8 protein-coding genes are annotated in these 16,088 nt (G+C 64.8%); 2 read left to right on the top strand and 6 right to left on the bottom strand.

The window, feature by feature from the left end; translation table 11 throughout:
- Positions 1 to 23 precede the first annotated feature (23 nt).
- Positions 24 to 1,754: an SUMF1/EgtB/PvdO family nonheme iron enzyme gene (locus ACXJKM_RS05390; RefSeq protein WP_457350804.1), complete on the top strand. Its 1,731-nt coding sequence runs from the start codon at positions 24 to 26 to the stop codon at positions 1,752 to 1,754.
- A gap of 524 nt (positions 1,755 to 2,278) precedes the next feature.
- Here ACXJKM_RS05390 and ACXJKM_RS05385 read toward each other — a convergent pair.
- A complete protein-coding gene (locus ACXJKM_RS05385; protein ID WP_457350802.1) occupies positions 2,279 to 4,171 on the bottom strand; it encodes an NAD(P)-binding protein in 1,893 nt (630 codons plus the stop codon).
- 154 nt (positions 4,172 to 4,325) lie between these two features.
- Here ACXJKM_RS05385 and ACXJKM_RS05380 point away from each other — a divergent pair, with 154 nt between their 5' ends.
- On the top strand, positions 4,326 to 7,310 hold the full coding sequence (locus ACXJKM_RS05380) for a TIR domain-containing protein (protein WP_457350800.1): 2,985 nt from the start codon (positions 4,326 to 4,328) through the stop codon (positions 7,308 to 7,310).
- 7 nt (positions 7,311 to 7,317) lie between these two features.
- On the opposite strand, the gene ACXJKM_RS05375 is transcribed toward ACXJKM_RS05380, so the two are convergent.
- From ACXJKM_RS05375 to ACXJKM_RS05355, 5 genes are all read right to left on the bottom strand, one after another.
- Positions 7,318 to 9,279 carry a hypothetical protein gene (locus ACXJKM_RS05375; RefSeq protein WP_457350798.1) on the bottom strand — a complete coding sequence of 654 codons (1,962 nt, stop codon included), beginning with the start codon at positions 9,277 to 9,279 and terminating at the stop codon, positions 7,318 to 7,320.
- A gap of 238 nt (positions 9,280 to 9,517) precedes the next feature.
- Positions 9,518 to 11,005, bottom strand: a complete 1,488-nt coding sequence (locus ACXJKM_RS05370; protein ID WP_457350796.1) for a flavin monoamine oxidase family protein — start codon at positions 11,003 to 11,005, stop codon at positions 9,518 to 9,520.
- Positions 11,006 to 11,632: 627 nt separating this feature from the next.
- Positions 11,633 to 14,053, bottom strand: coding sequence for an ABC transporter permease (locus ACXJKM_RS05365; protein WP_457350794.1), 2,421 nt, complete (start codon positions 14,051 to 14,053; stop codon positions 11,633 to 11,635).
- Positions 14,054 to 14,064: 11 nt separating this feature from the next.
- Positions 14,065 to 14,742 carry an ABC transporter ATP-binding protein gene (locus ACXJKM_RS05360; protein ID WP_457350792.1) on the bottom strand — a complete coding sequence of 226 codons (678 nt, stop codon included), beginning with the start codon at positions 14,740 to 14,742 and terminating at the stop codon, positions 14,065 to 14,067.
- Positions 14,743 to 14,752: 10 nt separating this feature from the next.
- Positions 14,753 to 16,048: an efflux RND transporter periplasmic adaptor subunit gene (locus ACXJKM_RS05355; RefSeq protein WP_457350790.1), complete on the bottom strand. Its 1,296-nt coding sequence runs from the start codon at positions 16,046 to 16,048 to the stop codon at positions 14,753 to 14,755.
- Between the last annotated feature and the right edge of the window lie 40 nt (positions 16,049 to 16,088).

Genomic DNA, 16,088 nt, shown 5'->3' with positions numbered 1-16,088 from the left:
TGCGGCATCAAAGGAGCAGCCAAGTGTCGGTGCCCGCCAGCATCTTCCTAAGCCATAGTCACAAGGACAAGCCGTTCGTTCGGCGACTGGCTGCAGATCTTCAAGCCCACGGTGTCCGTGTCTGGGTGGATGAAGCGGAGATGATGATTGGCGATTCCCTGGTAGCCAAGATCGGGGAAGCGCTTGAAACGATGAGCTTTGTCGGAGCCGTACTGTCGGTTCACTCGGTGAAGTCGCCTTGGGTCACTCGCGAACTCGACATCGCCATCAATCACGAGATTGCCGGACGCCGAGTCAAGGTGCTCCCGCTGGTTATTGACGACTGCTCGTTGCCGACCTTCCTCGCCGGGAAGCTCTACGGAGACTTCAGGGACTTCGCCCGGTACCAAGATTCCTTCGAGCACCTGATGCAGCGGTTGCGCGCGCCAGCCGCTGCTCCTTCACCAACTGCAGACATAAGCCAGCGAACTTCGACGGGGCCTCGCAAGGTAGGAGATGCGCCGTCCGAAATAGGGCTGGTCACAGCGCTCAACCAGATGCGCCGTTTGAGCATGGGTCGGCTTGGGATTGCCACGTTGGTGGGCGTCATCGGACTGGCTGCGGTCGTTGGCGTGATGAAGTCAGGCTCTCCGGTGCGGCAGAAACTTCCTGGCGAAGATAAGACGCCGGGCTTAGCGTCGGCTGCTTCGGCCGTGCCCGTGCCATCGTCTCCGCCGGCGGCATTTCCTGAGCCGCGAAGACAGGCACGCGCGGAACCATCACCTAGCGAACCTTCGAATCGCACAGAGGCTTCGACCGACGTTGCACCCTCAGCCACTTCCGAGACAAAGCGCCAACTGCCCGTTTCGCCTACGAAGCTTACCGAAATGCCACCCGCATTTGCTGACGCTCCAAGACTTGTTGTGCTGCCCAAGGGCAGCTACATGATGGGGAGCCCCCAGACTGAGCGAGGCCGGAGCGGTGGGTCGGAGACCTCGCCGACAAGGGTCGACATTCGCCACATCATGGCCGTCGGTGCTACTGAGGTCACCGTGGGTCAGTTCAAGAGGTTCATGGATGCCCGCCCGCAACACAAGGTTCTGTCGGCAGCCTGCGGTGCCTGGAGTGAATCACTCGGAAATTGGAGCAATGTAGGGTTCGAGCAGAGTGCAGATCATCCAGTTGTTTGTGTCAGCTATGACTTAGTTCAACAATACATCGGCTGGCTGAACGATGAAGCTGGCATTCGCCAAGATGCAATTGATCGCTTTAGATTGCCCCATGAGTTCGAATGGGAATATGCAGCTCGTGCGGTCACAAGTGCCAGCGATCAGCATTGGCGCTTTTACTGGGGTGATGACCATGAGCCTCAAGAATGGTGTAAGTACGCCAACGCTCGGAGCTCAATTCAGAGCATGAAATTCTGTCCCCGACACCGAGGGACGACAGAAGTTCGCCACTTACTCCCCAACGCTTTTGGACTTTTCGATATGGCAGGAAATGCACGTGAATGGACTCGGGATTGCTTGAAACTTACAAAATTTCAGCCTAAAGCCAGTCGAGAGGGTATGCCATCGACTATCTACATTGCCACCAATAGCGCATCTGCAAGCAGTGGCGTTTGTCAAGAAAACGGGAAATCACGAATGGTGCGAGGCGGGAGTTGGGACGGCGTCGTCAATATGCTTCGCTCTGCCTCTCGTAGCTATGTGGATCGGGACACTGCACGAAACGACCTCGGTTTCCGCGTCGTACGAACTCTCTCAACTCAATGACGCCAAACCTGCTGCCTACGTCAACAGTGAGCGGGTTGATGCGGCGCCTGCGCCTGCGCCTGCCTGCGGGCGCTTCCCTGGGGCCGAAAGTTCAAAGTTGAGTGCAACGGAAAGCCGAAAGTTCAGCCTTGAGTGAGACACGGGTTCAAAGCGTGCTGACTCGTCCAGCGGCAAGTGATTGATCAGGGCCAATTTTCAGTTTTGGGTTGAGCACAAACCGACAGCGACATACTCATCGAAGCGCGGGATGGCGTGGTCTACGTCAACGGTCGGCGGGTTGATCCGGCTTCCGCATCGGCCAGCGCCGCTTCCTCTGGTGGCCGCGTTGACGGTGCCGGAAGTTCAGAGTTGAGTGAAACAAAAAACCGATAGTTCAGACTTGAGTGAGACACGGGTCAAAGCCTGCTGACCCGTCCAGAGTCAAGTGGTTGATCAGCGCCGGTTTTCAGTTTTGGGTTGAACGCAAACCGACACTGAAGGCTGAACTCTGCCAAAACGTAGGGCGAGCGGGTGGTCGTTCGGGGTTAAGGTGGCGCCGGGCGGTTTGGGCCGGGAAAGGTCGACCAGGCGGGCAATTGGGCGTCGGGCAGTAGTTCGTGAACCGCTCGCGTGGCTTGGTCGATAGCTGAATGGGCATAGGCATAGGCACCGGCATCACTGTTGGCAATCACTACGCGGCCCCATCCTTTCCGAGCCGTTGACGCCGGCAGCGGTCCCGCGGGCCAATATGCATCCCACGGCCGCATGTACTCGTAGCTGTAGCCGTGTGACCAGCGATTGATGGTGATCGCCTCGATGTCCCGCGTTGCATCGAAACCATGCGCTCCCAATGCGCGCTGCAGCAACTCCCGGATGCGCGCTTCCAGGTCCTCGAAGGACCAGCCCATCAACTGCGCCCGGCCTGCCGCGGCCTGGCTCCGCGCAGGGCTGCCATCACCGATCACAACCACCTTCGAAAGATGCATCAGGATCGGCTCATCGGGCGATTGCGGGAATTTCAGTGACCCCATGCTGACCGGGAAATCGAGCGTCGCCTCTTCCCAGAACCCGCCCGGCACGCTGAACGAGCGCACGCCGGCGTTGGCCCAGGCCCTCCAGTTCGAGAGCAGTACCGTCGCATACAGCAGTGGGACCTTCACCTGGTCGTTCATCGCCTGCACCTGTACCTGCGGGATCTCGTCGGTCATCCGTGCGATGACACGGTGCCAGCAGGCCAGGATGACGTTTCGTGTGCGCACGGCCCTCAGCCTGCCAAGGCTATCGACGTAGCGGATCTCCACCCACTCGGCCGCTGACGGGGTTCCCAGATGGCGCAGTCCGACTGCTGTGGCGCGCAGCCGGAAACGGATGGCGGCATTCGGCTCATCCAGAGCCGCCTCGTCGAGCCGCGCGCTGCTGAGCGTCTCCATTCCATGTCCGGGCAGCAGCGCCGGCCGCATCGCGCGCAGCAGGGCCCGGACCACACCGGTGTTTCCGTCGGGGAAGTGGTAGATGTATTTGTCCTGGCCGATCTTGAGCTGCCGCCCGCTGGGACTGTTGCGCGGGTCGACGGCGTCGCCCAGGTCCAGCCCGTCGAAGCCCGGGAGGCCAGCGGCCCAGGCGTCCAATGCCGAGGTGGCGTCGATGCCGACGCCGAAGTAGGCCGTCGTCGCCGATTGGAAATAGGCCAGCACCGCTGGGTCGACCTTCCACAGCCGGGACAGGAACGCCTTGTAGGTGATGCGCGCAAGCCGGTCGCGGCGCTGCGCCCGGCGCAGGTGTGCCATCGGGTTGAAGGCATCGGACGCCATCACGCGGGCCAGGTCAGCCTTTGCGCGATCCGGCATCGGCGTGCGTGCCAGCCAGCTCTCGGGAGCTTCATCCTTATCGCGCAGCACGAGATGCTCTTCGCCCCAGACTTCCCGGCCGAAAAACACGCCCTCGCGGTTCAAGCCCTGGCGCGTCGCCCAGCCTTCGTCGAAGAACTCGCTCTCGAAGCGCGATAGCTCGATCCCGACGTCCTTCAGCAACCCATGCACCGCAGGTGAAAACAGGCTCGGTGTGTCCAGCGACTGCGAGCCGCCGTAGCCGACCAGGGTCTTGCCGGAGCGCGAGACGAACTCGTTGCGCCGTGCATGGCCGCCTACCTGGTCCAGGGCGTCGAGCACCAGGATACGCACAGGCCGTCCGACATGTCGCGCATACAGATAGGCGCCGCTCAGGCCGCTGATGCCGCCGCCGACGACGACCAAGTCTTCTGTCGCCTCGTCGAGCTCAACGACTGCATCGCGGTAGAGCCCGGGCGAGTCGCGCATCCGGTGCGCTACGGCAGCCAGTTCTAGCGTCTGGCCCTGAGGTCCGGCCTGCGCGGCGGCTGGCGGGGAGGCCAGTGCCATCAGGGTGCCATTGAGGAAGTCGCGGCGGGAGATGGGGTTCATCGGCGTTTGTGAATTTCAAAGGGCTGCGGAAATAGGCCATCTAGCCTGACGACGCACGCCGGTGCATCCTCTCCCGGCAGGATGTACGTTGCGCCTCCGCGCGCCCACCCCAGCTATTCTGCGGCGGCCGCGAGAAGCGCAAGGAGGCGACGGCGTGAATCAGACGACAACATCCAGCGAACCGGCAGCGGGTGGCGCGTACAAGGCTTTTCTCAGTTACAGCCATCGCGACAAACGCAAAGGCGTCAAGCTGCATAGCGCGCTGGAGAGCTATCTGCTACCCAAACGCCTGCTCAAGCCGGGCGCAAGCAAGGAGGATGGCAAGGTCCTGTTCCCCATCTTTCGTGATCGCGACGAATTGCCGGCCGACGCCAATTTGACGCAAAAGATCACTGAGGCGCTGGGGCAATCTCCCGCTTTGATCGTCGTCTGCTCGCCGCACAGCGCGAAGAGCAAATGGGTCAACGAGGAAATCCTGAGCTTCAAACGGCTGGGGCGGGAGGGCCGCATCTTCCCGTTCATCATCGAGGGCGAGCCATATGCCAGCACCACACCGGGCAGCAACCCGGCGCTGGAATGCTTTCCCCCAGCCCTGCGCTTCATGCTTGGGCCCGATGGCGAACTGAGCAGCACGCCTGCAGAGCCTCTTGCGGCCGACGCGCAGCGCGAGGGCGATGGCTGGCAGAACGCGATGCTGAAAGTGATCGCGGGCTTGCTGAGAATCCCTTACGACACCCTCAAGCAGCGCGAACTTGAACGGCAGCGTCTGCGCCGACTGACGCAGGCTGCCATCGGTGGCATGGTCACGGCGGGAGTGCTCGGCATCATCGTCTACTTCCTGATCGGCCAGAACAAGGATGCCAACTCGGCGCAGTTCGTCGCCGAAGCGAGGTCGCAGTTAGCGCAGCGCGACTATGCCCGCGCTGAGATCGCCGCAGCCAAGGCGCTGACCTATCGGGACCTGACGGCCACGCGCGAACTGCTGCTGACCGCGCGGCTGGGTGGCGTGCATTTCCAGGCCGGCTCGCAGGGCGCGCTGGCCTCAGACCAGAACATCTTCAGCCGCGACGGGCAACTGGTCGCCTCCGCGCTACATGACCGGCAGGCCGGCGCGGTGGTGGTGAAGGTGGACTCATCCAATGCCGATTCCAAGGCGGCATGGCGCATCACGCTGCCGCCCGCCGCGGGCACGCCCGACGCGATGGCCTTTAGCGAGGCCGACGCCGGGTCGGCGCGGCAGCTTGCCATCGCCTGGCCCGAACAGGATGGCACGGTCTTTCGTGTCGGCATCTGGAAGCTGGTCCCGGGTCAGGCGGCACCGATGCAGTTCCGCGAACTCACCGGCGGCCCCCGCGCGCCCGGGCGCCACAGTAAGCGCATCCCGTCCATCGCGTTCAGCCGGGCGGTGAACCGGCCCTGGATCGCCACTGGGGGCGAGGACGGCAAGCTGTGCCTTTGGGATCTGGCACAGGAACGACCCCGATTGATCTGGGAACAGGCGGACACCCACGATCCGGACGTGCACGGCATTGCCTTCAGCGCCGACGCTTCGCGCCTGGCCTCGGGCGGCGGTGACTACCGAGTGAAGGTCTGGGATACGGCTGCCATGACGAAAGGGGATGCGGTGGATCAACCGTATCGCGAGCACGCCATCAAGCCGGTCTTCGACATGGGTGGTCACTACGACTCGGTGTTCGTTGTCGCCTTCAGCCCCGACGGCAAGCGGTTAGCCTCCGGCGGCTACGACCGCACCATCCGGATCTGGGACTTCGCGATCACCCGGCCCGACAAGAAGAAGCGCCCTCAGCCGCAGACAGTGGCCACGCTGGCAGGACATGAAGGCACCGTCTTCGCACTGTCGTTCAGCGACGACGGCAAGCTGCTCAGTTCCGGCGCAAGCGATGGCTCGGCAGGGCTCTGGGATGCTGGCGCCGGCCGACTGCTTAACGCCTTCAAGCCGGACCATGGCATCGTGCGTTCGGTGACCTCTGCCCGCTTTGAAGAGGGCGTGTACATCGGCAGCGAGGGCGGCTGGAGCCACTGGCTGGTAAACGGCAGTTCTCTAGTGACGCGGCTGTGGAACGGAGGCGCGACCGTGAATGCCATCGCGTTTGATGCCACTGGCGATCTGATGGCGAGCAGTGGCAGTGGTGATGAAGGCCGCGTACGCGTCTGGGATCGTGCCAATCGCCAGGTCCAGTTGCTCGATCCGCAGTCGAAGGAAGAGGCGACCAATGGCATTGCCTTCAGCCCGGATGGCCGCTGGGTCGCCGCTGCTGGCGGCAACGACCAGAACAACCTCATCCATGTCTGGGATCGCAAAGCGCCGCAGTGGTCGCTGGTGGCCGACTCCGGCAAGACGATGACGCACGGGGGCGCGATCTGGGGCCTGTGTTTCAGCCCAGGCAGCCAGTGGCTGGCCTCCAGCAATATGAGCCCTGACGTGCAGATCAAGCGCTGGAACGTGGCCGACTGGTCATTGAAGGATGAGACAAAGCCGGGGCAATTGCAGGACAGCGTCTACGCACTGGCGTGTGACGCTGCAGGGAACCGCCTCGTCTCTGGCGATTCCAAGGCCCGCGTCGTCGTGCTGGATGCCGAGCACCTGACGACTAAGGCGCAGACCGTCAACGTGACAAAGGGCGAGGTCAACGTCTGGAGCCTGGCGCTGGCCGATGCGCCGCACGCGATTTTGTCGGGCAATTCCGACGGCCGCGTGTACCGCTGGATACCCAAGGATCCCGGCTGGAAGGGCGAGCCTCAGGGTGACAAGCAAAGCACGTCCGACGAGGACGCCAAGGTGAACCCCACAATTAACAGCATCGGCTACGACGCCAAGCACCACTGGGTGGCGGCCGGCGGCGTCGGCCCCAGCGTCGAGATCTATGAGGTGGGCGACTTGCACAAGCGCGTGCGCAGCCTGCGCGGACACCAGGGCACGATCTGGTGGGTGACCTTCGACAACCAGGGCACCCGGCTGGCCTATGGTGGCCTGGACGGGATCATCCGCGTGGTGAACCTCGACAGCATGCTGAGCCTGGACACCGAGCCGCCCTCGCTGCTGTACAGCCAATCGCAGGCGAGTACCGGGCTGACGGTCAACAAAGCGAACAGGCTCGTCGAGCAGCACCAGCCCTAGGCGGAACTCAGCCCGGCTGCTCCGGCGCCACTTCCCGGCGCCGGTGGTCCTCGAGCCAGTCGGAATTCTCGGCGAGCGCTTCGCGGCCGAGTTCCCTCAGCAGGGTCTGGTAGGCCGCGTCGTCCGTGCTGCACTCGCGGCCCTGGGCCACATCAATGGCCTGCGCGAAGAGCTTACCCATCGCGGAGTAGGCCAGCGCATGCGCCTCGAAGGCGAACTTCTCGCTGACCAGGTGCACGGTTGCGCCCAGGGCCAGGAGCAGCACGATGGCCGTGACAAAGCTGCCGTGCACATGCTCGAACTTTAGCCATTCGTTCCAGCTCTCCAGGCTATGCAGCGGTGCGCCGCTCACGAACTGCCATAGCTGCAGAAGCAGCGGCGTGATCAGCACGAAGGTCAGGAAAAAGGCGACGCCGACGAGCACATTGCGCAGGCGCTGGTTCCGCTTGTGCGCATGGTGGTTTTGCATCGCCTTGCCGGTCGCGCCGTCCGGCCCCGAGAAATAGTCGCGCTGGTCGCACAGCCACGCCTTCTCGATCAGGTCGCGCTGCGGCTTGCCTGCCTGCTTCAGCGCCACCGCGATGGACCATAAAGCCGGGCCGCGCAAGGCGAACGAGATCCAGCTCATTTCGTCGCGCTGCTTACGCATGTACTGGTCGGACACCGCGCTGGGAATCCCGCCCAGCGCCCAGAACACCTGCACCCGCATCGCCTCGGCCACCGCGCGGTAGTCCTGGAAGCGGTTTTGCCACTTCCTTTCCTTGACCAATCCGCTGTGGAACCCATAGGCCCCCCACAGGATGCCGAGTTGAATGACGAGCAGCCACGCGGCCTCGAGAAAAACATGAGCGAAGAGCTCGAAACAAATCACGCTGACCATCAGCCAGAACGCGTACCCGAAGACAACGCCCAACCTGGCCACACGTCGTTGGCGAAACAGGCTATCTGCCCAATGCCGCATGCGCTGAACAACGCTCACCGTGGTGGGCGCATCGCCCAGCAGCTTGTGCTGGTAGAACTGCGCCGCCGTATCCGCAGCCGCCTGGCGCCGCCGCAGGAAGTCCAGATAAGGATCAGTGTCGGCGGCGCGGTCGATGCGCAGATAGCTCATCTGCCTTTTAAGAATGGCGAGGTAGTGCTCGTTGAAGCAGCGTTCGCGTTCATTGAGATGCAGGATCTCTTTGAAGAACTGCGAGGTCGCGCTGGCCGTCTTCTCGTCGCGGGCGTCTCCCAGTAATTCGTTGATGATGCTTGCACGATCGCTCAGCGCCGGAGCGTCCAGCAGCGACCAACTGCCGGCCGGCCGAGGCGGGCTGCCTTCCCCCGAGCGCGGCGCCATGATGTGCAGCACGGGGCCGCCGCTGGCCATGTCCAGGTGCGAGCTGGCGCCACGGAACAGCGGGCTGCGGCGAAAACCCATAGCCATGCGTTCGCCCTGGCTGTGCATTTCGATCACGTGCGCCGTGCCGCCACGCCTCGCCTGCCGCGCCGCGACGTCGTCCCTGGGCCAAACGACGCCATCCCACATCGCGATCAACAGATGGCTGAAGCGCGACAGCACTGCGCCCAGTTGTTCGTATTGCAGCTTGTCGGCGTCAGCGGCCGTGTCGCCAGGTTCGGCGGGTATCGGCGGCAACTCCACCCGCAGCGCCGATGCTTGCCAATGCCGGTGCAGGCTGGCCTTGGCATCGTCCGTCGACAGCGTGGCCTCAAAATCCGCGAGTCGCATCGGCAGTACGGCGATGTGCGCGATCTTTAGCTCGCCGGCCACTTCCGCCGCCAACTGGTCCGCGCCTTCGGCTAGGCCAGTGGCAACGTAGAGATTGCCGTCCAGGCGGTCCTGCAGCCGCTTTAACGCATCCAACAGGCTGGATCGCACCGAGCTGGCGCCTTCGGGGTCGATCAATCGGTGGCCGCTTATGCCAACGATGATCGGGAAGCCTCGGGTGGAATCGGGGATCGTCATCATCGGATGCGTTCACCAGGTTGAGCCGCGGCTGAGTGTAAACATGGGCTGTGCAACTCCCGGCTCATCGTCGAGCGAATTGACGCGTTGGAAAGACGACGCAGGAGGTCCACACACCTTCGTCATGAAGCATTCGACTGCGGCCGGCTGACGCGTGGATCGTGAGCGCCTCTTCTGGCCGGTGTAGGTGGTAGCCGCCCTTGTGACGAGACATTCGCGTCCTGCCCCAGTGGGCGGCGCCTCAAGCCATCCTGCGCAAGATGGCCAACGCGGCCTGCCGGCCCGTGGAGGCCGCGCCCTGCATGTAGCCCTGCCAAACCACCGAACAGTGCTCGCCCACGAAGTAAATTTCGCGGTCGGGCGTGGCCTCGTCGCCCGCGAGGCTCGTGCGCTGACCGGGTCGGTAGGTCGAGTATGAGCCCTGGGCCCAGGGCTCGGAGGGCCAGTGCACGCGGACGGCGCAGCCAGTGCAGGCGGCCTCGAAACCGGGCCACAGAGCCTCAGCCTCGGCGTTCAGGCGACGCACTTGTGCTTCGGTGCTTCCCTGCCCGATATCCAGCCCGTTGCGCCCGCCTAGAAAATAGGTGAACACGCCTTGCTCGCCAGGACGCAGGCGGCTGCCGTCCCAGCCGCACTGCAGCACGCCGTCGGTGATGACGTCGCCGCTGCTGCCCTTCTCGCGCCACAGTCGCCTTCGCGTGCCCACCATAACCTTGCTGTTGGTGCCGTAGGCCAGTTCACGGATGGCCCGCGCCTTGGCCTCGGAGAACACGCCAGGCGCCTCCACCTGGCGCAGCATCGTGAACGGCAGGGCCAGCACGACAGCATCCGCCTCATAGGACACGACGCGGCCCGCAGTCTCGAATTCCAGCAGCAGTGATGATCCCCGCCGTGCCACGCGCACCAGACGATGCCCCGTCAAGGCCGGGGCCTTCAAGCTGCCGACCAGCCCCTGGACGATGCAGTCCAGTCCCTCTGCCACCTTCCAGCGCTCGTCGCTGCTGCCGAACAAAGAGAACCCGTCGCGGGCCGTCACGCCGATCCGCTGCAGCAGGTTGATGCTGGACTGGTCCCAGCTGTCCAGCCCGTTGAGGGTGGTGTAGCCACTACAGATGCGCTGGCGCAGCCAGCCGTCCAGCCCGATGCGGTCCAGGTAGTCGTCGATCGAGAGCCGGTCGAAGCCGACGTCCAACTCGGTGTGGCGCCTGCGGCCCACGCGCGTGCTGAGGCTCGCGGCATCGCGCGCGATGCGCTGCACGAAAGGCTGGAAGGCGCGAGCCGCCTCGTCGCGCGAGTGTGACCGGCCGCCGACGTGGATCAACGCCGCCAACCCGGCTTCGCTGCGAGCCTCGGTGTCGATGGGCGTGCAGCCGAAGCTGCGCGCCAGCGCGATCATGTCCGCATGGGTAGTGTCCACCAGTTCGCCACCCAGCTCCGTCACCACGCCCGGCGCCAGCTGACCATGGTCGGTGCGGATGCGCCCTCCGACGGTCTCCGCAGCGTCGAATACCCTAGGCCTACAGCCGCCCAGCGTGAGCAGGTGGGCCGCCACAAGCCCAGCGATCCCCGCCCCCACCACCGCCACGCGCGGCGGTGCCCCAGCCACCCGGGGAACGCCTGCACCGCCATACAGCGCGATCAACTCGCGCACCCGCTTGTAGTTCGGCCACTGGGCCGCCGGCGCCTGCTGGGGCGACGCCCGCGCGGCGCTCATTTGTCTATTCGCCATCGTCCGTCTTCAGCAATCCGGGCTTGTCACGAGTGCCGATGATTGTGATCCTGATTCGCGCGCCAAGCCTTCACGGCCGCGGCTCGGCACGCCTGCGCTGCACTCGTCCTGCCGCTGCTGCTCGATGCCCTCCAGGAGCTCGCCGGCCCACGCTCATAGAAGCGCTCACCGGCTTCCGTCGTCTAGGCTGTGGAGAAATGTCGTGCGGCGCCTCAAAGCTATCAGCCGCGCGGCCCAGCCGGCCGACGTGCATACGCTCAAGGTTCGCTACTTCGTGGTGAGGCCGAACTGGGACCAAAAGTCCTGAACTGCTGGGGCGACGGTGATGAGCAAGTGTCGTGAAGCGAGGAGCAGAGCTGCTCGATTGGGCGTGCTCTATAGCCTCTCGCTTGGTATGCTGGCCGCACGTGGCCAAGTTCAAACTTCGGTGAAACGTTTTCCCGTAAGTTCAGACTTCGCTGAAACGCCAGGTCAGCCTGTGCTGAAGTTGTCGGCCTTAAGTCATTGACTTAGCGGCGGTGCGATTTCTAAGGTCGAAAGAGAACCAACACAGCCTTCGAGCAGTTGCAAGTTAAGCACGCCCCTCATGAGATTGATTGATCGCTTTGGATACACGCCTCTGATAGATCAATCGTGACGTAGCCCCCAGGCCGGCGCGGCGCGGCTGGCGCGCAGTGATTGGCCGAGCACCGTCAGTACCGCGATGACCGTGGCAAGCAATGTCGCGCCGACGAAGTAAAGCGGCGAGAGTTCGATCCGGTCGTCGAAACCGGCCAGCCACGCCCGCATCGCCACGAATGCCAATGGCCATGCGAGCAGGTTCGCGATCAGCACGGGCCGCAGGAACTGGCCGACGAGGAGCTTTGCGATATCGGCCGACGACGCCCCCAGCGTCTTTCGAATGCCGATCTCCTTCACCCGCCGCTGGGTATTGAACGATGCGAGGCCCCATAGCCCGAAGCAGCCGATCATGACCGCCAGCGCCGCGCCGATGCCAAACAGGTGAGTGGCGCGATCGTCGGCTTCGTAGAACTGGGCCAGCCGCCGGTCCGCGGTGGCGGCCACGAACGGCACCTGCGGCGCGAGGCGCAGCCAGACCTGCCGCGCGGCGGCCAAGGTCACCTGCGGATCGCCGGTGAACCGGACCGCGGCGACGGGCTTTGCAGGACCCTCTCGGTAGTACTGATAGCTGGTGGTGTCGTCCGGTGCGCGCGGCGAGAAGAATCGCAACTGGTCGATGACGCCGATGATCGTGCGCGGCATCGCGCCGCCGACGGTCTTGCCAATCGCCTCCTGTGGCGATGCGAAACCGAGCCGCTTCGCGGTCTCGAGATTGATGACGATGTTGCGGCCGAGCTTCCATTTCTGCCAGTCGCTGGCGTCGTCTGCGGCATGCGCGTCATCGAACAGCCGGCCCGCCAGCAGGCGCGGCGCATAGGCCTCGAAGAACCCCGGGCCGACGCTGATCACGCGGATCGTCAAGCCCGGCGCCGGGCGGCCCGGCATGTCGATGGCGTCGAGCGCGGCATTGCCATCGACGCCCGCACCCACGTTCGCGCTGCCGACGGCGCGGACCCCGGGCAGCTCGCGCAATGCTGCAAGGATCGCGCGGGCCTGCGGTGGGCTGACGCCGGTTTCCGCGAGCGAGGGCACCATCAGCAGGCCTTCGCGCTGGAAGCCGAGATCGGCGTTGCGCATGTGACGGGTCTGTGCGACCAGCACTGCCGTGCCGATGACGAAGGCAGTCGCGAGTGCGAATTGCAAGACGACCAGCGCCTCACGCACGCGGACGCCGGCGCGGCCGCCACCCGGTGCTCGCGCCGAGGCGAGCACCGTCGCCGTGGGAAAACGTGAAAGGAGCAAGGCCGGGTAGAAGCCTGCCGCCAGCCCGATCGGCAGCGTGGCCGCCGCCAGGGCCGGCACGACCAGCGAATAGGGCATGGTGAGCGACAGCCCGCCAGCAGCATTGACCCACGGCAGGCTCAACTCCGCAAGGATCAACCCGGCCAACGCAGCAATGGCGACCGTCAGCACCGCTTCGCCCAGGAACTGGCCGACCAGTGCACGCCGGTCCGCACCCAGCACCTTGCGCATCGCCACTTCGCGCGCGCGCACCCCGGCCCGGGCGGTCGCGAGGTTGACGTAGTTGACGATGGCGATCAGCAGGGCGATCAGCCCGACGATGCCCAGCGCCACCACCGTCATCTTGCGGCCCGCGCTTTCGGATCCCTGCGGCTGCAGGTGAATGTCAGACAAAGGCAGCAACGGCAAGGACAGGAACCGTGACGGCTGCGGTCCCATGCTCGTGGCTCGGCGATCGATCATGGCTGGCAGCGTTTGAGCCAGCGCCAGCCGCTGCGCCGCCGTGTCAAAGCGCAGGAAAGTGGAGACCGACGCCGTCCCCCACATGTACCACTGCCATTGGCCCGCAGGCGCACCCTTGGGCAGGGGGATGAGGATCGACAACTGCAGTTCGCTATTCGCCGGCAGATCTTCGAAAACGCCGGCAATCCGGTAGGCGGCGGGCCAGTCGATCGAGACGGTCAGTGTCTGGCCGACCGGATCAGTGCTGCCGAAATACTTGCGGGCGGCCGACCGGCTGATGAGCGCGCTGGTCGGATCGTTGAGCGCGCTGCCGCTGCCCTTGAGCATCGGCAGGGCGAACACATCGAAGAACGATGGATCAACTTGCGCCACGTCTTCCTTGATCGCTTCGGCGCCGCGTTGCACGCTCCCGCCATCCTTGCCGCCGCGGATGCGCGTCCCCACGACACCCGGATGTTCCTCACGCAGTTGTTCCAGCAAGCCTCCCATCGTCATCGAATAGGCGCCGCTGAATGGACTGCCGGGCAGGTCAATGCGCGTCTGCACCAGGTAGATCTGCCCATGGCCTGGCAGCCATCTCTCGTAACTGGTCTCGAACCGGACGTAGAGCGACAGCACCAGGAACACAGCGATACCCACAGCCAGCCCGCCGATGTTGAGCGCAGCGTAGAGCTTGTGGCGAGTCAGCGAGCGGTAGAGCGACAGCAGCGCGAAGCGGTTCATGAGCGCGGTCCTCAGATCGAGCGGGCCGCGGAGGCCACGATACGGCCGTCAAGCATGTCGATGCGGCGCTTCGCCACGTCGGCGTGGCTGGGCGAATGCGTGACCATGACGATGGTGGCGCCCTCCGCGTTCAGGCCGGCGAGGATGCTCATCACCTGCTCGCCATTGACGGTGTCAAGGTTGCCGGTCGGCTCGTCAGCGAGGATCAACTTGGGATCGCCGACTATCGCGCGAGCGATCGCGGCGCGTTGCTGCTGGCCGCCGGACAGTTGATGCGGGAAGTGGCGCGCGCGGTGGCCGATGCCGACCTTGTCTATCGCCGCCGCCACCCGTGCGCGCCGGTCGCCAACATCGGCCCGGTAAGCGAGGCCGAGCGCGACGTTCTCCTCGATCGTCAGCTCGTCGATCAGGTTGAAGCTTTGGAAGACGAAGCCCAGCGTCGCGGCGCGGAACTTCGCCAGCTCCTTCTCATTGAGCGCGGCGAGGTCGCGATCACCGAACAGGTAGCGGCCAGCGGTCGGGCGGTCGACGGTGCCAAGGGTGTTGAGCAGCGTTGATTTGCCGCAGCCCGATGGCCCCATGATGGCGACGAACTCGCCGGCTTCGACGTGGAGGTCGATGTCGTGGAGCGCGGTCGTCTCCACCTCGTCAGAGACGTAGCGGCGCTGGATCTTCTCGAGACGGATCACGGCTTGCCCTTCAGCGGATGTTGAGAACGTCGCCCCTCATGGAGGCGGTGTGGGAGGTGACGATGCGGTCGCCGGGTTTCAGGCCGGACAGGATTTCGACCTGCTCAGGGTTGCGACGGCCCGTTTTCACGGCGCGGCGGCGGGCGTGTTCGCCATCGGCGTCGAACACGAAGACCGACGTGCCGCCGCCGGCGTCGAGCCAGCCACCCACCGGCGCGATCAGGGCGGGTGCGGTGCTGCCGAGCGTGATGCGGATGTCGAGTGTCTGACCGCGATTGAGGCCAGCGGGTGGCATGCCTTCGACCGCGAGTTCGATGCGGAAGCGGCCGTCCTTCACCGCAGGCAGCACTTTCGAGACGGTCAGCGAGAGGCTCTCTGCGCTCGCCCGCTGGCCGACGGCGATGCGTCCAAGATAGTATTCATCGACGTCCGCGGTCAGCTTCCACGAGCCTTCGCTGTCGACCTGCCCCGCCGCATCGCCGGGGCGCAGCGTCTGGCCGGGTTGGATCGTGAAGTTGATCAACCGCCCGGCGTTGGGCGCGCGGATGGTCAACGTATCCAGGCCAGCACGGACCGCGGCCAAACTGCGCTCCAACTGCCCGCGCGTGTCATCCAGCCGTGCGCCCTGGGTCGCGGTGATGCGCGCCTCGTCGTCGTTGCCTGCTTGCAGTTGGTTGAGCCGTTTCTGCTGATAGGCGGCCTCCTCTGCATAGCTCTTCACTCCCGCCGCGGACACGAACCCGTCCTCGTGCAGCTGCTGGCGGGTCGACAGCTCGCGCCGCGCCTTCAGAAGGTCGTAGGTGGCCTGCGCAATCTGGGCCGCGCGATCCAGCCGGTTGCGCGCAATGCCCAGGTTCTCGCCCGCGACACCGCCCAACTGGCTGGCGATTTGCGCCTCACGCGTCAACACGTCGAGCCGCAACGCAGGATTGGCGAGGGTCGCCAGAGCCTGTCCCTCAGCCACCGTCGCGCCGTCCTGGACCAGCAGCTTCTCGACATGCCCCCCGGTCAGAACGCCGACGAGCGTCGTCACCTTCGGGGCGACCGTGGCACGCACCGGCAGGTAGTCGGCAAAGGGCGCGCGGACGACCGCGCCGCTTTCGATGTCAGCGGCGGCGATGTCGGTCGACCCGCTGGCGGGCAGGAAGCGCCAGACCAGCGCCGTTGCAAGCACCAGCGTCGCCGCCATCAGCGTTGCACGGTGGCGCCACCACGGCGTCGCGGCGCGTTCGACGCGGCTGTCCATGCCCACGCCGGTGATTGATGCAGGCGGCATATTTGCGTGCACGAGCCGTTCGGTCATCATGCTGACAGTGTGGTTGCAGAAGGCCTGAAGGACTAAAACG

The sequence above is a fragment of the Roseateles sp. P5_D6 genome (assembly GCF_054049415.1).
The sequence above is the reverse complement of the archived record's forward strand: the minus strand, read 5'-3'. Positions and strand labels throughout refer to the sequence as shown.